The organism is Klebsiella sp. RHBSTW-00484 (genome assembly GCF_013705725.1).
Lineage (GTDB): Bacteria > Pseudomonadota > Gammaproteobacteria > Enterobacterales > Enterobacteriaceae > Klebsiella.
Map to the genome: position 1 here is coordinate 6,287,877 of NZ_CP055481.1, position 18,628 is coordinate 6,306,504.

The 18,628-nt window shown below is 50.3% G+C and carries 13 protein-coding genes; 12 read left to right on the top strand and 1 reads right to left on the bottom strand.

The window, feature by feature from the left end; translation table 11 throughout:
* Positions 1–20: 20 nt before the first annotated feature.
* Together atpD and HV213_RS29560 are read left to right on the top strand one after the other, a co-directional pair.
* Positions 21–1,403, top strand: coding sequence for a F0F1 ATP synthase subunit beta (gene atpD / locus HV213_RS29555; RefSeq protein WP_181484301.1), 1,383 nt, complete (start codon positions 21–23; stop codon positions 1,401–1,403).
* 20 nt (positions 1,404–1,423) lie between these two features.
* Complete coding sequence (locus HV213_RS29560) at positions 1,424–1,843, top strand: F0F1 ATP synthase subunit epsilon (RefSeq protein ID WP_110276033.1); 420 nt, start codon at positions 1,424–1,426, stop codon at positions 1,841–1,843.
* A 409-nt stretch (positions 1,844–2,252) separates the two neighbouring features.
* Here the strand turns inward: HV213_RS29560 and HV213_RS29565 are convergent, their stop codons facing one another.
* Complete coding sequence (locus HV213_RS29565; RefSeq protein WP_181484302.1) at positions 2,253–4,424, bottom strand: right-handed parallel beta-helix repeat-containing protein; 2,172 nt, start codon at positions 4,422–4,424, stop codon at positions 2,253–2,255.
* Positions 4,425–4,769: 345 nt separating this feature from the next.
* Here HV213_RS29565 and glmU point away from each other — a divergent pair, with 345 nt between their 5' ends.
* From glmU to HV213_RS29615, 10 genes are all read left to right on the top strand, one after another.
* The gene (gene glmU, locus HV213_RS29570) at positions 4,770–6,140 is read left to right on the top strand and encodes a bifunctional UDP-N-acetylglucosamine diphosphorylase/glucosamine-1-phosphate N-acetyltransferase GlmU (RefSeq protein WP_181484303.1); all 1,371 of its coding nucleotides are present in this window, start codon (positions 4,770–4,772) and stop codon (positions 6,138–6,140) included.
* 304 nt (positions 6,141–6,444) lie between these two features.
* Positions 6,445–8,274, top strand: coding sequence for a glutamine--fructose-6-phosphate transaminase (isomerizing) (gene glmS / locus HV213_RS29575; RefSeq protein WP_181484304.1), 1,830 nt, complete (start codon positions 6,445–6,447; stop codon positions 8,272–8,274).
* Positions 8,275–8,614: 340 nt separating this feature from the next.
* Positions 8,615–9,655 (top strand): phosphate ABC transporter substrate-binding protein PstS, encoded by a 1,041-nt coding sequence (gene pstS / locus HV213_RS29580; RefSeq protein WP_181484305.1) that lies wholly within the window; start codon positions 8,615–8,617, stop codon positions 9,653–9,655.
* Positions 9,656–9,780: 125 nt separating this feature from the next.
* Positions 9,781–10,740, top strand: a complete 960-nt coding sequence (gene pstC, locus HV213_RS29585; protein WP_110276028.1) for a phosphate ABC transporter permease PstC — start codon at positions 9,781–9,783, stop codon at positions 10,738–10,740.
* Positions 10,740–11,630 carry a phosphate ABC transporter permease PstA gene (pstA, locus tag HV213_RS29590; protein ID WP_110276027.1) on the top strand — a complete coding sequence of 297 codons (891 nt, stop codon included), beginning with the start codon at positions 10,740–10,742 and terminating at the stop codon, positions 11,628–11,630. Before pstC ends, pstA begins: the two co-directional genes overlap by 1 nt.
* 47 nt (positions 11,631–11,677) lie before the next feature.
* Positions 11,678–12,451, top strand: a complete 774-nt coding sequence (gene pstB, locus HV213_RS29595) for a phosphate ABC transporter ATP-binding protein PstB (RefSeq protein WP_110276026.1) — start codon at positions 11,678–11,680, stop codon at positions 12,449–12,451.
* Between the two features lie 137 nt (positions 12,452–12,588).
* A complete protein-coding gene (gene phoU, locus HV213_RS29600; RefSeq protein WP_110276025.1) occupies positions 12,589–13,314 on the top strand; it encodes a phosphate signaling complex protein PhoU in 726 nt (241 codons plus the stop codon).
* A gap of 409 nt (positions 13,315–13,723) precedes the next feature.
* Positions 13,724–15,601 carry a PTS beta-glucoside transporter subunit IIABC gene (gene bglF / locus HV213_RS29605; RefSeq protein WP_181484306.1) on the top strand — a complete coding sequence of 626 codons (1,878 nt, stop codon included), beginning with the start codon at positions 13,724–13,726 and terminating at the stop codon, positions 15,599–15,601.
* Positions 15,602–15,772: 171 nt separating this feature from the next.
* On the top strand, positions 15,773–17,419 hold the full coding sequence (locus tag HV213_RS29610) for a carbohydrate porin (RefSeq protein WP_181484307.1): 1,647 nt from the start codon (positions 15,773–15,775) through the stop codon (positions 17,417–17,419).
* A 41-nt stretch (positions 17,420–17,460) separates the two neighbouring features.
* Complete coding sequence (locus HV213_RS29615; protein ID WP_181484308.1) at positions 17,461–18,627, top strand: esterase; 1,167 nt, start codon at positions 17,461–17,463, stop codon at positions 18,625–18,627.
* Position 18,628: the final 1 nt, after the last annotated feature.

Sequence of the window (18,628 nt, forward strand, 5' to 3'; positions counted from 1 at the left end):
TAATTCGTAGAGGATTCAAGATGGCTACTGGAAAAATTGTCCAGGTAATCGGCGCCGTGGTCGACGTCGAATTCCCTCAGGATGCCGTACCGCGCGTGTACGAGGCTCTTGAGGTACAAAATGGTAATGAGCAACTGGTGCTGGAAGTTCAGCAGCAGCTCGGCGGCGGTATTGTACGTACCATCGCTATGGGTTCTTCCGACGGCCTGCGTCGTGGTCTGGATGTTAAAGACCTTGAGCACCCGATCGAAGTCCCGGTAGGTAAAGCAACATTGGGTCGTATCATGAACGTACTGGGTCAGCCAGTTGACATGAAAGGCGACATCGGTGAAGAAGAGCGTTGGGCTATCCACCGTGCAGCACCGTCCTATGAAGAGTTGTCAAACTCTCAGGAACTGCTGGAAACCGGCATCAAAGTTATCGACCTGATGTGTCCGTTTGCGAAGGGCGGTAAAGTTGGTCTGTTCGGTGGTGCGGGTGTAGGTAAAACCGTAAACATGATGGAGCTTATTCGTAACATCGCGATTGAGCACTCCGGTTACTCCGTGTTTGCGGGCGTAGGTGAACGTACTCGTGAGGGTAACGACTTCTACCACGAAATGACCGACTCCAACGTTATCGATAAAGTATCCCTGGTGTATGGCCAGATGAACGAGCCGCCGGGAAACCGTCTGCGCGTTGCTCTGACCGGTCTGACCATGGCTGAGAAGTTCCGTGACGAAGGTCGCGACGTACTGCTGTTCGTCGATAACATCTATCGTTACACCCTGGCCGGTACTGAAGTATCAGCACTGCTGGGTCGTATGCCTTCAGCGGTAGGTTATCAGCCGACTCTGGCGGAAGAGATGGGCGTTCTGCAGGAACGTATCACCTCCACCAAAACCGGTTCTATCACCTCCGTACAGGCGGTATACGTACCTGCGGATGACTTGACTGACCCATCCCCAGCAACCACCTTTGCTCACTTAGATGCAACCGTGGTACTGAGCCGTCAGATCGCATCCCTGGGTATCTACCCGGCCGTTGACCCGCTGGACTCCACCAGCCGTCAGTTGGATCCGCTGGTTGTTGGTCAGGAACACTACGACACCGCGCGTGGCGTTCAGTCCATCCTTCAGCGTTATCAAGAACTGAAAGACATCATCGCCATCCTGGGTATGGATGAACTGTCTGAAGAAGACAAACTGGTGGTAGCACGCGCTCGTAAGATCCAGCGCTTCCTGTCCCAGCCGTTCTTCGTGGCGGAAGTATTTACCGGTTCTCCGGGCAAATACGTCTCCCTGAAAGACACCATCCGTGGCTTTAAAGGCATCATGGACGGCGAATACGATCACCTGCCAGAGCAGGCGTTCTACATGGTCGGTTCCATCGACGAAGCCGTGGAAAAAGCCAAAAAACTTTAACGCCTTAATCGGAGGGTGATATGGCAATGACTTACCACCTGGACGTCGTCAGCGCAGAGAAACAAATGTTCTCTGGTCTGGTCGAGAAAATCCAGGTAACGGGCAGTGAAGGTGAGCTGGGTATTTACCCGGGTCACGCACCGCTGCTCACCGCCATTAAGCCTGGTATGATTCGCATCGTTAAGCAGCACGGTCATGAAGAATTTATCTACCTGTCAGGCGGCATTCTTGAAGTGCAACCTGGTAGCACGACCGTTCTGGCTGATACGGCAATTCGTGGCCAGGATCTCGACGAAGCGCGAGCTCTGGAAGCGAAACGTAAGGCTGAAGAGCATATCAAAAGCTCTCACGGCGACGTGGATTACGCTCAGGCGTCCGCAGAACTGGCCAAAGCGATCGCTCAGCTTCGCGTTATCGAGTTGACCAAAAAAGCGATGTAACACCGGCTTGAAAGTTAAAAAGCCAGTCTGGTTTCCAGGCTGGCTTTTTTTATGATTTCGTTTCAGAAATAGTAAAACTAAAAAGTGAGTTCAATATTTTTGTGATGAGTATCTCATTTTTATTGATCGATCAAAAAATGAAGTGTAGACTTGTTTTTGTGATTTGAATCACAAAATAATCCATCAAAACATAATCGCTATCCAGGAAGTTATCATGAAACTGATCAACAAAATCGTCGCTTTCTTCAGTGCTATGAACGTTACCTTTGGTACTTTCAACAACTAAGAATCAAACTATCCGAACTGCATTTGCGCTGTACCGCTAACTAAAACGACAACACATGCGGTGTGAGGCAGGAAAGAAAGTTAGAGGGTCGCCCGAGGGCGACCTTTGTGTTTTTATAGGGTCTTAATTTCGACTGAGGAAGTTACCGGTATTGAAACTCCCATCCTCATTACGCAGCAGAGGATCCGGTAACGCCAGCGTTTGGTAATCGTTGCTACTAATGCTCTTTCCCTGCGCGTTGATGCTTCGACCGCCGTGAATGAAGTAGTTGCTATCGTCGATGTTGCCGACCACGGCGTCGTCATATTTCCCTGCTTGAGTGCGTAAGGATATATTATCGCTGAAAGCGCCTTGCGTTTCCGGTGCGCCGTATGGGCTTGGGCGGAAGATATAGTTAAATCGATGATTGTCTACCGCAACGTTATTGACCACCACCAGCTTACCGGGGTTGAAATTGTCGGTAAAACCGTCCAGGTGATTGCCAATAGCGATGCTGTTACGTACCTCATGTGCGACTGGCTGCCCTTCCCCACCGAGTTTAAAGCCGTTGCTGGTATTATTGCGGGCAATTGAATTCTCGATCACCACAACACCATTCGCCCCGTCCTCAATCTTGTTAAACAGGTCGAATCCGTCATCGATATTATCGTGCGAGTAGCAACCTTCCAGCCGGTTACCCTCCCCTACGCGCATTTTCACCGCGAAGCCATCGGCATTAATTTTCCCCGGATCTTCATTACTAAAGGATTCAGAATTCACCACCCGGTTATAGCTGGCCCACAGCGGGCGTCCAACATCTGCCGGAGAGGAAATTTGAATCCCGGTATCATCGTTGCGATAAGCGATAACGTTTTCAATCAGGTTATGGCTACCCTGCACGCGCAGGCTTTTATCCGTAACTTCAATGCCGTTGATATGCCAGTAGCTGGCGTCCAGTAGCAATCCGTGAATGATCGCTTTGCCGTCGGCTTGCAGGGTTTTGGTTTTGCCTTTCAGACCGCTTGCGTTCAGAGGAATTGCCGTTTGCGGATAATCTCCAGCGGCTAATACTATTTTTCCGCCTGCCGGGACGAATTCAATGGCGGAGGATAAATCGAGCGGTGAATCAGCTGTCCCTTTAGCCTGCGGCAGCCCATCTGGTGCGGCATAGAGCGTATTGCCTGTCACGCTGGCACTGTGCTCAACTGTCAGCGTTTGGCTAACCGGTTTTGCGCTGGTGGCTGGGGTAAAGCTGATTTCAAAAGTGTCTTTATCTTTTAGGACGGCAGACTGGGTAAACATCTCTCCGGCTTTTACTTCTTTATCCTGCCCGATCACCACTTCATCCTGACGAACGGTTATGCGCCCGTCGCTATTAGTGCGCGCCTGCAATATGTAATCTTTGCTCTGGCTTTTTGCGCTTGAGCTAATTTGCATCACAGGAGGCCAGCTTTTGGCGACGTACGGTGCGGAGGGGGCCGTATTTGCTGCTGAGGTAGTGAGTGAAGCATTGCTGACGGTGATTTTTGCGTTACGTGAGGCGAAGAAACCGACGTAGTAATGCTCTTTATCCTGCTGTGTAATCAGGTCAGCGTGAGGAACCTGCTGGCTAACCCATTCATTGCCGCCCGTTGCTGCCCATGAGGTAATAAATCCATCGTTGGTGCGCTCCAGCTTGAGCTGAAAAGTTGGTGTTTGCTGTAAGTCGATCATTTCTTTATAGCTCTGGCGCTTTATTGATGCGCCCGCATTGCCCCATGGCTGAGTTATCCCTTCCCGGCTGATAGCCTGCAGCTTGATATGCGAGTGATCTTTTTTATCCTGAGTCATAATGGCGTTCATCACCATATTGGATGCCGCCGGGAACTCTTCGTAACCGACTTTCAGCGGTTGCTGCCGCGCATTGCCAATCACATCACGTACCAGCAAACCAGCGCCTTCCTGCGCGGCCGGACGAGCGCCATTTTCCGGGCCAAACTGATTGACGGTCACCGTTGCCTGCAGGATAAAATTCTGGTTAGTTGGCAGTTCGGTATAAAAGAAGGTCAGCCCGTCATGGGAGTTGGCAATTTTGCCGCCGCGGCTCTCAATAGTAATGGGCTGGCTGAGATCGGCCGGGTCTTGCGACTTAAGTTTTTTGCCGGCGATCGTGACATCGTTAACGCCAATCTTTTCTGGCAGGACGTTAGAGGAAAAGTTGCTATCTGTGGATTGTCCAAAGGCGATAGCCCGCCACTGATGGGCTTCATTAGCCTGCAGCGGTAGCGCGATCATCGAACTGCAAAGGGTTAATGCCAAAGGTATTTTGTTATTCATTCTTTTCTCCTGGGTAATTATTAAGCGGCATTATCAGGAAAATGAAATGCTGTTTCTATTTATCGCGTCACAATTAATGAATATTAAAACTGTGTTTTATTTTGTTGTTTTTCTTTATTCAGGTGTCAAAAAAACAGTAAAAGCAGAGGGATAGCCAGTATAACCGTTAGCTAAAATGATTTTTTTGTACTAAACGGGTTTGCGCTGGTTAAAAATAGCGCCCTAAAATGGTGTATAGCGTTGAGCCTGAACGTTTTATCTTCGACTCGTTTCATGATGAAAAATATGTAGATATTTCAACGTGAAAGGCTTTTACTTTTCGTTCCAACAGCAGTCAGGATGCGTATGTCAAACAGTCCGATGAGCGTGGTTATTCTTGCCGCAGGCAAAGGTACCCGCATGTATTCCGATCTTCCCAAGGTGTTGCATTCGCTGGCTGGAAAGCCAATGGTGCAGCATGTCATTGATGCAGCTAAAGAATTAGGTGCATCAGCCGTGCATCTGGTTTACGGGCACGGCGGCGATCTGCTGCGCCAGACGCTGCATGAAGATAATCTTAACTGGGTCTTACAGGCCGAACAGCTTGGCACTGGTCATGCCATGCAGCAGGCTGCGCCGTTCTTCAGCGATGATGAAGATATCCTGATGCTGTACGGCGATGTGCCGTTGATTTCCGTTGAAACATTAAAACGCCTGCGAGAAGCGAAACCGCAAGGCGGTATCGGTCTGCTGACGGTTAAGCTCGACGATCCGACCGGCTATGGCCGCATTACGCGTGATAACGGTGCGGTGACGGGGATTGTTGAGCACAAAGATGCCAGCGAAGAGCAGCGACAGATTAAGGAAATTAATACCGGGATCCTGGTCGCTAACGGCGCGGACCTGAAACGCTGGTTGGCGAAGCTGACCAATAATAACGTTCAGGGCGAATACTACATCACCGATATCATTGCTATGGCCTACGAAGAAGGCCATGAAATTGCGGCTGTTCACCCTCAGCGTTTAAGCGAGGTAGAAGGTGTGAATAACCGTCTACAATTATCCCGCCTTGAACGCGTTTTTCAGTCTGAACAGGCTGAAAAACTGCTGCTGGCGGGCGTCATGCTGCTTGATCCGGCGCGTTTTGATTTACGCGGCACGCTGAAACACGGGCGCGATGTTGAAATTGATACTAACGTTATTCTCGAGGGTAACGTGGTGCTGGGCGATCGCGTGAAGATTGGTACCGGCTGCGTTATCAAGAATAGCACCATTGGCGATGATTGCGAGATCAGTCCCTATACGGTGGTGGAGGATGCTCATCTGGAAGCCGCCTGTACTATCGGGCCGTTCGCACGTCTGCGCCCGGGCGCAGAGTTGCTGGAAGGCGCGCACGTCGGCAACTTTGTCGAAATTAAAAAGGCGCGTCTGGGTAAAGGCTCTAAGGCCGGTCATCTGTCCTACCTTGGCGATGCTGAGATTGGCGATAACGTTAATATCGGCGCGGGCACCATCACCTGTAACTATGATGGTGCGAATAAGCACAAAACGGTGATTGGCGATGACGTGTTTGTTGGCTCTGATAGCCAGCTGGTGGCTCCGGTGACCGTAGGCAAGGGCGTGACCATTGCCGCAGGAACAACGGTAACGCGAAACGTTGCCGATAACGAACTCGTTTTAAGCCGCGTGCCGCAGGTCCATAAACAGGGCTGGCAGCGTCCGGTGAAGAAAAAGTAACGCTATTTCTCTTTCGCCCTTATTGGGGAGAAGGAGCGGGGTGAGGGGATAATATAATCCTCCCCCCACGGCAGTACCCATAAAAATAACCCCACTCTCTACAAGGCTCGGGGCGCCCGACCAGGGCACTAGCCAAAAGATTTCACACTGTAGCAAGGCGTCAAGCTTGAGAATCTACGGGAGCTTACTGAAGTAAGTGACCGTAGTGAGCAAGTGCAGCCAACGCAGAAACGGTGTGAAAGATGAAGGCTAAACAGGTTGACCGACAACGCATGGCATACAGCCAAAATCGGAATTAAAAACTATGTGTGGAATTGTTGGCGCAGTCGCGCAGCGTGATATTGCTGAAATCCTTCTTGAAGGTTTACGTCGTCTGGAATACCGCGGTTATGACTCCGCCGGTCTGGCGGTCGTTGACAACGAAGGTCATATGAACCGCGTTCGCCGCCTCGGTAAAGTACAGATGCTGGCTCAGGCGTTAGAAGAACGTCCCTTACACGGTGGTACCGGGATTGCTCATACCCGCTGGGCGACTCATGGCGAACCGTCTGAGGGTAACGCACACCCGCATGTTTCTGACCATATTGTGGTGGTGCATAACGGGATTATCGAAAACCATGAACCGCTGCGCGAACTGCTGCAGTCCCGGGGCTATGTTTTTGCCTCCGAGACGGACACCGAAGTGATTGCGCACCTGGTGCATTGGGAGCTGGAGCAAGGCGGTACCCTACGCGATGCCGTGCTGCGTACCATTCCTCAACTGCGTGGCGCTTACGGCACCGTGATTATGGATACCCGCGATCCGGGTACGCTGCTGGCCGCCCGTTCAGGCAGCCCGCTGGTCATCGGTCTGGGGATGGGGGAAAACTTCATAGCTTCCGACCAGCTGGCGCTGCTGCCGGTTACCCGCCGTTTTATCTTCCTTGAAGAAGGTGATATTGCGGAAGTGACCCGCCGCTCGGTCACTGTCTTTGATAAATCTGGCGTGGAGGTTCAGCGCCCGGATATTGAATCCAATCTGCAATATGACGCGGGTGATAAAGGTATCTATCGCCACTACATGCAGAAAGAGATCTACGAGCAGCCGAATGCTATCAAAAACACACTTTCCGGGCGTATCAGCCACGGCGAGGTTGATTTGAGCGAACTGGGTCCGCAGGCCAACGAACTGCTGTCTCAGGTTGAGCATATTCAGATCATCGCCTGCGGAACCTCCTACAACTCCGGTATGGTTTCCCGCTACTGGTTTGAGTCGCTGGCAGGGGTTCCGTGCGACGTCGAAATCGCCTCTGAGTTCCGCTATCGCAAATCTGCCGTACGTCGTAACAGCCTGATGATCACCCTCTCCCAGTCCGGCGAGACGGCGGATACGCTGGCTGGCCTGCGCCTGTCGAAAGAGCTGGGTTATTTAGGGTCTCTGGCGATTTGTAACGTTCCTGGCTCATCTCTGGTACGCGAATCCGATCTGGCGATAATGACCAATGCCGGAACGGAAATTGGTGTTGCCTCGACTAAAGCGTTTACTACGCAATTGACCGTTCTGCTGATGCTGGTGGCTAAACTGGCTCGCCTGAAAGGTCAGGATGCCGCTATCGAACACGATATCGTTCATGGCTTACAGACACTGCCGAGCCGCATTGAGCAGGTGCTTTCACAGGATAAACGCATTGAAGCTCTGGCCGAGAATTTCTCTGACAAGCATCACGCGTTGTTCCTTGGTCGTGGCGATCAGTATCCGATTGCCCTGGAAGGGGCGCTGAAGCTGAAAGAGATCTCCTACATTCACGCTGAAGCCTACGCCGCCGGAGAGCTGAAGCACGGCCCGCTGGCATTGATTGACGCTGAAATGCCGGTAGTGGTGGTGGCACCGAACAACGAGCTGCTGGAGAAGCTAAAATCCAATATTGAAGAGGTTCGTGCCCGAGGCGGCCAGCTATATGTCTTTGCAGACGGCGATGCGGGTTTTAACAGTAGCGACAATATGCACATCATCGAGATGCCGCATGTTGAAGAGGTGATTGCGCCTATCTTCTACACCGTACCGTTGCAGTTGCTGGCATATCATGTGGCGCTGATCAAAGGGACTGACGTCGACCAGCCGCGTAACCTGGCGAAATCGGTTACCGTAGAATAACGATTTTTACATCATCTACAGGGCTGCCGTCTGGTGGCCCTTTTTCTTCTCTGGAGATCGCTTTTTGATCTGCTAGTTAAAGAATGTATTGCACCTGTTTTATGACAGACTGCCATCTTTAACTCCGATTTTTACTGTCATAAAAATAAAATTTCCCGGTAAACTATTCGTCATTATCATTGCTAACAATGTGATTTATATTGTTTTTATTTGTCTTAAAATCCTGTCTTTTTATGTGTCATAAAACTGTAATAATTCGTACATTTTACTGTCACCTGTTTGTCCTATTTTGCTCACCATAGCTTCGAAACAATGATTTACGAATCCAGCAGGAGACATTATGAAAGTTATGCGTACCACCGTCGCAACAGTTGTCGCCGCGACCTTATCGATGAGCGCTTTCTCTGTTTTTGCAGCAGCAAGCCTGACTGGCGCAGGTGCAACTTTCCCCGCGCCGGTGTATGCCAAATGGGCAGATACCTATAACAAAGAAACTGGTAACAAAGTTAACTACCAGGGTATCGGCTCCTCTGGCGGCGTAAAACAAATCACTGCCAACACCGTAGATTTCGGTGCTTCTGATGCTCCTCTGGCTGATGACAAACTGGCTCAGGAAGGCCTGTTCCAGTTCCCGACCGTTATCGGCGGTGTGGTGCTGGCGGTGAACATCCCGGGTCTCAAATCTGGTGAACTGGTACTCGACGGTAAAACGTTGGGTGACATCTACCTGGGTAAAATCAAGAAGTGGGATGATGAAGCCATCACCAAACTGAACCCTGGTTTGAAGCTGCCTTCTCAGAACATCGCCGTTGTGCGTCGTGCTGATGGTTCCGGTACTTCCTTCGTCTTCACCAGCTACCTGGCGAAAGTGAACGAAGAGTGGAAATCTAAAATTGGCGCAGGTTCTACCGTAAACTGGCCGACCGGTCTGGGCGGCAAAGGCAACGACGGCATTGCCGCTTTCGTTCAGCGTCTGCCGGGTTCTATCGGCTACGTCGAATATGCCTACGCTAAACAGAACAATCTGGCTTATACCAAGCTGCTGTCAGCAGACGGTAAGCCGGTTAGCCCGACGGAAGATAACTTCGCTAACGCAGCGAAAGGTATCGACTGGAGCAAATCCTTCGCACAGGATTTGACTAATCAGAAAGGTGAAAATGCATGGCCTATCACCTCTACAACCTTCATCCTGGTTCACAAGGCTTCCAATAAGCCAGAGCAGACCGCTGAAGTGCTGAAGTTCTTCGACTGGGCGTATAAAAACGGCGGTAAAGAAGCAAACGCACTGGACTACGCATCCCTGCCGGATAGCGTGGTTGAGCAGGTTCGCGCTGCATGGAAGACCAACGTGAAAGACAGCAGCGGTAAAGCGCTGTACTAATACCCGTCATATTTTGAGCTGCAGGTGCGTTGGCTGCAGCTCGAATTATTTAGGGTATGGTATTACCTTTGCCAGAAAGATCAGTAAACTACGGTTTTTTCTGGCCCGAAACTGAAGAGTAATTTATGGCTGCAACCAAGCCGGCATTCAACCCTCCGGGGAAAAAGGGTGACATAATTTTCAGCGTGCTGGTAAAACTGGCGGCGCTGATTGTGCTATTGATGCTGGGCGGCATCATCGTCTCCCTCATTATCTCTTCCTGGCCAAGCATTGAAAAATTCGGCTTTGCCTTCTTATGGACCAAAGAGTGGGATGCGCCGAACCAGATTTTCGGTGCTCTGGTGCCGATTTACGGCACGCTGGTCACTTCATTTATCGCGCTGCTGATCGCCGTACCGGTGAGCTTTGGTATTGCACTGTTCCTGACGGAACTGTCGCCGGCCTGGCTGAAGCGTCCTCTGGGCATCGCCATTGAGCTGCTGGCGGCAATTCCCAGTATCGTTTACGGCATGTGGGGCCTGTTCATTTTTGCTCCGCTGTTTGCGACTTACTTCCAGGAACCCGTTGGCAACGTCTTGTCCAACATTCCTTTCGTCGGCGCTTTGTTCGCTGGCCCGGCATTTGGTATCGGTATTCTCGCCGCAGGCGTCATCCTGGCGATCATGATCATTCCTTATATCGCTGCCGTTATGCGTGACGTTTTTGAACAGACGCCGGTGATGATGAAAGAGTCCGCTTACGGTATCGGCTGTACGACGTGGGAAGTTATCTGGCGTATCGTTCTGCCCTTTACCAAAAACGGTGTTATCGGTGGGGTAATGCTCGGGTTGGGACGTGCGCTGGGGGAAACCATGGCGGTGACCTTTATTATCGGCAACACCTACCAGCTCGATAGCGCCTCGTTGTTTATGCCGGGCAACAGTATCACCTCTGCGTTGGCGAATGAGTTTGCCGAAGCGGAAACCGGCCTGCACGTTGCAGCATTGATGGAGCTGGGTCTGATTCTGTTTGTGATCACCTTTATTGTACTGGCTGCCTCGAAGTTCATGATTATGCGCCTGGCTAAGAATGAGGGGGCTCGCTAATGGCGACGATCGAATTGCAAACCACTGCAGAACTGGCGGAATCTCGCCGTAAAATGCAGGCAAAACGCCGTATGAAAAACCGCCTCGCCCTGACGCTATCGATGGCGACCATGGCGTTTGGTCTGTTCTGGCTTGTCTGGATCCTGATGTCTACCGTAACCCGCGGTATTGATGGCATGAGCCTGGCGCTATTTACCGAAATGACACCGCCGCCAAATACGGCGGGTGGTGGTCTGGCAAACGCCCTGGCGGGCAGCGGCCTGTTGATCCTGTGGTCGACGGTTATCGGCACACCTCTGGGCATTATGGCGGGGATTTATCTGGCGGAATATGGCCGTAAATCCTGGCTGGCCGAAGTTATCCGCTTTATTAACGATATCCTGCTTTCTGCACCTTCGATTGTTGTCGGCCTGTTTGTCTACACCATCGTGGTGGCGCAAATGCAGCACTTCTCCGGCTGGGCTGGTGTGATTGCGCTGGCTCTGCTGCAGGTGCCTATCGTTATTCGTACCACGGAAAACATGCTGAAACTGGTGCCAGACAGCCTGCGAGAAGCGGCTTATGCGCTGGGAACACCGAAGTGGCGCATGATTTCTGCTATCACCCTGAAAGCATCTGTATCCGGCATCATGACCGGTATCCTGCTGGCTATCGCCCGTATCGCCGGGGAAACGGCACCGCTGCTGTTTACCGCGCTCTCCAACCAGTTCTGGAGCACCGATATGATGCAGCCGATTGCTAACCTGCCGGTGACCATTTTCAAATTTGCCATGAGTCCGTTTGCGGAGTGGCAGCAACTGGCATGGGCCGGGGTATTGATTATCACCCTGTGCGTATTGCTGCTGAACATTCTGGCGCGCGTTATTTTCGCGAAGAATAAACACGGTTAATTTTTGCGGCGCGGCGAAATGCGGCGTCGAATGAGGAAGAGAACGAGATGAGTATGGTGAATGCAACCCCGGGTAAGCTTTCAGTTCGTAACCTGAACTTCTACTACGGAAAATTCCATGCCCTGAAAAACATCAACCTGGATATCACCAAAAACCAGGTTACGGCGTTTATCGGTCCGTCAGGCTGCGGTAAATCCACGCTGTTGCGTACGTTCAACAAGATGTTTGAGCTGTACCCGGAGCAGCGCGCGGAAGGCGAAATTCTGCTGGATGGCGATAATATTCTGACTAACACCCAGGATATCGCTCTGCTGCGTGCGAAAGTGGGCATGGTATTCCAGAAGCCGACGCCGTTCCCGATGTCTATCTATGACAACATCGCTTTTGGCGTGCGTCTGTTTGAGAAACTTTCCCGTGCGGATATGGACGAGCGCGTCCAGTGGGCTTTGACCAAAGCCGCATTGTGGAATGAAACCAAAGATAAATTGCATCAGAGCGGATACTCTCTCTCCGGTGGTCAGCAGCAGCGTCTGTGTATCGCGCGCGGAATCGCGATTCGTCCGGAAGTCCTGCTGCTGGATGAGCCTTGCTCAGCGCTGGACCCGATATCTACCGGGCGCATTGAAGAGCTGATCACCGAACTGAAACAGGATTACACCGTCGTTATCGTGACCCACAACATGCAGCAGGCTGCGCGTTGCTCCGACCATACGGCATTTATGTATCTTGGCGAGCTGATTGAATTCAGTAACACGGACGACCTGTTTACCAAGCCCGCTAAGAAGCAAACTGAAGACTATATTACTGGCCGCTACGGTTGATATGTCCTTCAGCTTTCAAGCGATAACCGCGTTGGCTGTCTTTGCTCACCCCGGTCACGTAGTAGACTACGCTCCCGGGGATTCGCGTAGTTGCCGCCTTGTTCTCGCTCGAAATCTTTTGGGCATCTGGAGAAATGATGGACAATTTAAACCTAAATAAACATATTTCCGGCCAGTTCAATGCTGAACTGGAGTACATCCGCACTCAGGTCATGACCATGGGTGGGCTGGTGGAGCAGCAGCTTTCTGATGCGATCACCGCGATGCACAACCAGGACAGTGAACTGGCGAAGCGCGTTATCGACGGCGATAAACAGGTCAATATGATGGAAGTGGCGATCGATGAAGCCTGCGTGCGCATCATTGCCAAACGTCAGCCGACCGCCAGCGACCTGCGTCTGGTGATGGCGATCATCAAAACCATCGCGGAGCTGGAGCGTATCGGCGACGTGGCGGATAAAATCTGTAGCACTGCGCTGGAGAAATTCTCTCATCAGCACCAACCGCTGCTGGTGAGCCTGGAATCGCTGGGGCGGCATACCGTGCAGATGCTGCATGATGTGCTGGATGCCTTCGCGCGTATGGATCTGGATGAAGCGGTGCGTATCTACCGTGAAGACAAGAAAGTCGACCAGGAATATGAAGGCATTGTGCGTCAGCTAATGACCTATATGATGGAAGACCCGCGCACTATTCCAAGCGTGTTGACCGCGTTGTTCTGCGCTCGTTCGATTGAGCGTATCGGCGACCGTTGCCAAAATATATGTGAGTATATTTTCTACTTCGTTAAAGGTCAGGATTTCCGTCATGTTGGCGGCGACGAGCTGGATAAACTGCTGGCGGGAAAAGACCCCAAAGAGTGATAAATCATTAGAGTCAATCCTGATAAATGGAATTATCAGGATTGGTTATGATTTGTGATTCACTTTTTTTAATTAATTGAGATTGGTGAGATTTTCGTCACAAATAATAATTTCATTAATTGTGATCTGATTTTTATAGCGCAACAATACGGACCATTAATCGGGTTACTTGTCATTACAAGGCTCGAATTAAAAACTCTGGATTGTTACTGCGTAAGCAGGCAAAACCTGACATCACCATTAACCTGGCGATGTCAGGTTTTTTTTTGCCAAATAATCCACTATCAGCAAGATACTGGGGTTGTTACCGCCATGCGGGCAAAACCTGAAGCAAATTACTTCTGTTTTAGACAGGTGATTTGCTTCAGGTTTTTTTTTGATTCTAAGCAAGGATGTTAGAGGGTAAACCATGAAGGCATTAGCCGAAAAAATAATCGCTGGCGTCGGCGGGCGAGAGAACATCATTAGTCTGATGCACTGTGCGACACGTTTACGCTTTAAGCTTCACGATCGGAGTAAAGCTCAGGCTGAGAGGCTTAAAAACACTGCCGGCATTATTATGGTTGTCGAAAGCGGTGGCCAGTTTCAGGTGGTTATTGGCAATCACGTTGCTGATATGTTCAATACTATTAATGGGTTGATTGGGGTAATAAATAACGCTGATAGTGTAAAAAAAGAAGAGGATAAAGATAATATATTCAATAAGCTTATCTATATCATCTCCGGGATATTTACGCCTTTTATAGGGTTGATGGCAGCTACCGGTATTTTAAAAGGTGTTCTGGCATTATCGCTCGTTTGCGGATGGACAACCGAGCAGAGTGGTACCTATTTACTGATGTTCAGCGTCAGTGATTCCCTCTTTTATTTTTTCCCTATTATCCTGGGCTACACGGCCGGGCAACGATTTGGTTGTAACCCGTTTACTACGATGGTGATTGGTGGGGCGCTGACTCATCCGTTGATTTTACAGGCATTTGAAAAAGCGCAAAACCCGGATAACCCGATCCTGCATTTTCTGGGGATGCCGATTACCTTTATCAACTATACCTCTTCCGTTATCCCGATTATTTTTTCTGCCTGGCTCTGTAGCTTACTGGAGAAAAGATTGAACCGCTGGCTGCCTTCAGCCATCAAAAACTTTTTCTCTCCTCTGATTTGTCTGGTCGTTATTACGCCGCTGACCTTTTTAGCTATTGGACCAGTGTCTACATGGTTGAGTGAAATGCTGGCGTTGGCCTATCAGTTCCTCTATCACACCGCGCCCTGGTTAGCCGGTGCCGTGATGGGCGGATTGTGGCAGGTGTTCGTGATGTTTGGCCTGCATTGGGGGTTGGTGCCGTTATGTATCAATAACTTTACCGTGCTCGGTTATGACACGATGCTGCCGCTAATGACGCCAGCCATTCTGGCTCAGGTAGGCGCTGCTCTGGCTATTTTTATCAGCGAACGTGATGCGCAGAAAAAAGTGGTGGCGGGGTCCGCTTCATTAACCGGACTTTTTGGTATCACTGAACCTGCGGTTTATGGTGTGAACTTACCGCGTCGTTACCCGTTTATTATTGCCTGCGTGAGCGGCGGTATTGGTGCTGCAATAGTGGGTTTCGCGCAGACGAAAGTTTACTCTTTTGGTGTTCCGAGTATTTTTACTTTTATGCAAACCATTCCGCCGACGGGGGTTGATTACACGGTTTGGGCCTGCATTATCGGTAGCTTCCTGGCAATGGGATTAGCTTTCCTTGGTACCCTGCTGTTCGGCATTTTTGGCAAGAAAAATAGCCAACCGCAACCAGAAGAATCCACTGTTGAACTGAACAGTCAACCGTTGCAGAAATTTGAAACGATCATCTCTCCCATGAACGGAACTATCGTTCCTCTCGAACTGGTACCTGATAACACTTTCGCCAGCGGTTTATTAGGTAAAGGCATCGCGATTCTACCTAATAGCGGTACGGTCTATTCTCCTGTTTCGGGCGAGGTTATCTCTTTATTTGAGTCATTACACGCCATTGGTATTAAGTCTAATGATGGCGCGGAGATCCTTATTCATGTTGGCCTTGATACCGTTAAATTGAAAGGACAGCATTTTACTTCTCATATTGATGTCGGTGATAAAATTTCTGTGGGCGATCTCTTATTATCTTTTGACCTCCCCGCGATATCTGCTGCTGGTTTTAATCTCGTGACGCCAATACTAATAACCAATAGTGATGATTATATGGATGTTCTGGTTTTAGGGAAGGAGCAGGTTCTTTCCGGGAGTGAACTTCTGTCGATCATTAAATAAGCATAAATGACAGGTTTTCCTTTCCTGTAACCATAAGTTTAAAGGAGGCATCTTTAATCTTTGCGTTTGAATGATAGCGTTTTTATATAGCGTCAGAGCTGGAGTGTTATCTGGCGAATTTATTTGTTAGCGGTATTCCGTTTTATGCCAATACTTAGATAAAGGGATATTATGTTTAAAAGAAATCTGATTACATCTGCAATTATTCTTATGGCCCCGCTTGCTTATACCGCTAATGCCATGGCGGAATCGCTGACGGTTGAGCAACGTCTTGAACTTCTGGAACAGGCGCTTAAGGATACGCAGAAAGAGCTTAAAAAATACAAAGATGAAGAAAAGACCAGGGGGCAGATTTGGGTCTCAAATACTCAGCCTGGCGGTAATAAAGGAAGTGCTGCTCAACAGGTGGTGAGCGCTCCGGCACCTGCGGGCAGTGCGCAAAAACCGGCCGCTGTATTGGTAAGAAATGATCAACCTGCGGCCAATGGAGAGTCTATCTATAGCTCCATGACGATGAAAGATTTCAGTAAGTTTGTGAAAGATGAAATCGGCTTTAGCTACAACGGCTACTATCGCTCTGGCTGGGGAACCGCATCCCATGGTTCGCCAAAGTCCTGGGCAATTGGTTCGCTTGGTCGCTTTGGTAACGAATATTCCGGCTGGTTTGATTTGCAGCTCAAGCAGCGGGTCTATCAGGAAGGCAACAAGCGTGTTGATGCGATAGTTATGCTTGATGGTAACGTTGGTCAGCAGTATTCCACTGGCTGGTTCGGCGATAACGCTGGCGGTGAGAACTATATGCAGTTCTCTGATATGTACGTTAATACCAAAGGTTTCCTTCCGTTTGCGCCGGAAGCAGATTTCTGGGTCGGTAAGCACGGTGCGCCGAAAATTGAAATCCAGATGCTGGACTGGAAAACGCAAAGAACCGATGCGGCAGCTGGTATTGGTCTTGAGAACTGGAAAGTAGGCGTAGGTAAATTTGATATCGCGTTAGTGCGCGAAGACGTCGACGACTACGATCGTTCCCTGAAGAATAAGCAACAGATTAACACCAATACCATTGATATTCGTTATAAAGAGATCCCTCTCTGGGATAAAGCGTCGCTGATGGTTAGCGGGCGCTATGTTGCGGCGAACCAAAGCTCATCTGAAAAATATAATGAGGGTAATAATGGGTATTATGAGTGGAAAGATACTTGGATGGCGGGAACATCGTTAACGCAGAAATTTGATAACGGCGGATTTAACGAGTTTTCATTCTTGCTGGCAAATAACTCCATTGCCAGTAGCTTCTCGCGCTATGCGGGGTCCAGTCCGTACACAACCTTTAACGGCAGATACTATGGCGATCATACCAACGGTACCGCCGTTCGTTTAACCTCGCAGGGTGAAACCTACCTGCGTGACGACGTTATTCTGGCCAATGCGATTGTTTACTCCTTTGGTAATGACGTCTATAGCTACGAAACCGGCGCGCATTCAGACTTTGAATCCATTCGCGCCGTCGTCCGCCCGGCTTATATCTGGGATAAATACAACCAGACCGGCGTTGAGCTGGGCTATTTCAAGCAGCAGAACAAAGATATCACCGGTAAGAAATACAACGAATCCGGTTATAAAACCACGCTGTTCCATACCTTGAAAGTCAATACCAGTATGCTGACCTCTCGCCCGGAAATTCGTTTCTATGCGACTTATATTAAAGCGAAGGACATCGACCTGGATAAGGCAGCGAACAGCAATACCAGCAGCATTTTTGAAGATGGTAAGAACGATCAATTTGCCGTTGGCGCCCAGGCTGAAATCTGGTGGTAAAGCTGGCGACGGTCAGGACATAATTCTAAAGAGGAGTCACGATGAAACGACATGCTATCTACTTCGCTCTGGCGCTGGCGGGTGCGGCGTTTACCGCCCATGCCGCGCCGCTTCCGGCAATGCCTGGCGGGTCGATCCCGGTGAGCCAGTATATTACGCAGGTTAACGCTGATAAGAGCATTACCTTCCGCCTGTTTGCGCCGGACGCAAAACGCGTCTCCGTGGTGACGGGGGCGACACCGGATACCTTTGTCTCTCACGATATGACCAAAGACGAGCAGGGGATCTGGACGTGGAAAGGCGAAGCCCTGGCCCCCAACCTCTACGAATACTATTTTGACGTTGATGGTTTCCGCTCTGTAGACACCGGCAGCCGTTATCAGAAGCCGCAGCGCCAGGTGAATACCAGCCTGATTCTGGTACCAGGCAGCATTCTTGACGATCGGGCGGTCGCTCACGGTGAGTTGCGGACGTTAACCTATCACTCAAAGGCGCTAAATTCTGAACGTCGCGCCTATGTCTGGACGCCGCCGGGCTACACCGGTACCGGCGAGCCGCTGCCGGTGCTCTATTTCTATCACGGCTTTGGCGACAGCGGCTTATCGGCTATCGACCAGGGACGCATCCCGCAAATCATGGATAACCTGCTGGCGGAAGGCAAAATCAAGCCAATGTTGGTGGTAGTACCTGATACCGAAACCGATATTCCAGAAGCGATCGCGGAAAACTTCCCACCGCAGGAGCGCCGCAAAACCTTCTATCCGCTGAATGCTAAAGCGGCCGATAAAGAGCTGATGAACGACATCATTCCGCTGATTGATGAGCGCTTCAATGTGCGTAAAGACGCAGATGGCCGGGCGCTCGCCGGGCTGTCGCAGGGAGGATATCAGGCGCTGGTCTCTGGAATGAATCATCTTGAAAGCTTCGGTTGGCTGGCAACCTTCAGTGGTGTGACCACCACGACGGTGCCGGATGCGGGCGTCGAGGCGCAGTTAAACCAACCGCAGGCAATCAATAAGCAATTGCGGAACTTTACCGTGGTGGTAGGCGAGAAAGATGTCGTTACCGGGAAGGATATTGCGGGTCTGAAAACTGAGCTGGAAAAGCAGAAAATCAAGTTTGACTACCATGAATATCCTGGCCTGAACCATGAGATGGACGTCTGGCGCCCGGCCTACGTCGAGTTCGTGCAGAAGCTATTTAAGTAAA

What these genes read in the sequence shown, in the direction of transcription:
- atpD (WP_181484301.1), top strand. Translation starts at nt 21, where the DNA reads ATGGCTACTGGAAAAATTGTCCAGGTAATCGGCGCCGTGGTCGACGTC.
- HV213_RS29560 (WP_110276033.1), top strand. Translation starts at nt 1,424, where the DNA reads ATGGCAATGACTTACCACCTGGACGTCGTCAGCGCAGAGAAACAAATG.
- HV213_RS29565 (WP_181484302.1), bottom strand. Translation starts at nt 4,424, where the DNA reads ATGAATAACAAAATACCTTTGGCATTAACCCTTTGCAGTTCGATGATC.
- glmU (WP_181484303.1), top strand. Translation starts at nt 4,770, where the DNA reads ATGTCAAACAGTCCGATGAGCGTGGTTATTCTTGCCGCAGGCAAAGGT.
- glmS (WP_181484304.1), top strand. Translation starts at nt 6,445, where the DNA reads ATGTGTGGAATTGTTGGCGCAGTCGCGCAGCGTGATATTGCTGAAATC.
- pstS (WP_181484305.1), top strand. Translation starts at nt 8,615, where the DNA reads ATGAAAGTTATGCGTACCACCGTCGCAACAGTTGTCGCCGCGACCTTA.
- pstC (WP_110276028.1), top strand. Translation starts at nt 9,781, where the DNA reads ATGGCTGCAACCAAGCCGGCATTCAACCCTCCGGGGAAAAAGGGTGAC.
- pstA (WP_110276027.1), top strand. Translation starts at nt 10,740, where the DNA reads ATGGCGACGATCGAATTGCAAACCACTGCAGAACTGGCGGAATCTCGC.
- pstB (WP_110276026.1), top strand. Translation starts at nt 11,678, where the DNA reads ATGAGTATGGTGAATGCAACCCCGGGTAAGCTTTCAGTTCGTAACCTG.
- phoU (WP_110276025.1), top strand. Translation starts at nt 12,589, where the DNA reads ATGGACAATTTAAACCTAAATAAACATATTTCCGGCCAGTTCAATGCT.
- bglF (WP_181484306.1), top strand. Translation starts at nt 13,724, where the DNA reads ATGAAGGCATTAGCCGAAAAAATAATCGCTGGCGTCGGCGGGCGAGAG.
- HV213_RS29610 (WP_181484307.1), top strand. Translation starts at nt 15,773, where the DNA reads ATGTTTAAAAGAAATCTGATTACATCTGCAATTATTCTTATGGCCCCG.
- HV213_RS29615 (WP_181484308.1), top strand. Translation starts at nt 17,461, where the DNA reads ATGAAACGACATGCTATCTACTTCGCTCTGGCGCTGGCGGGTGCGGCG.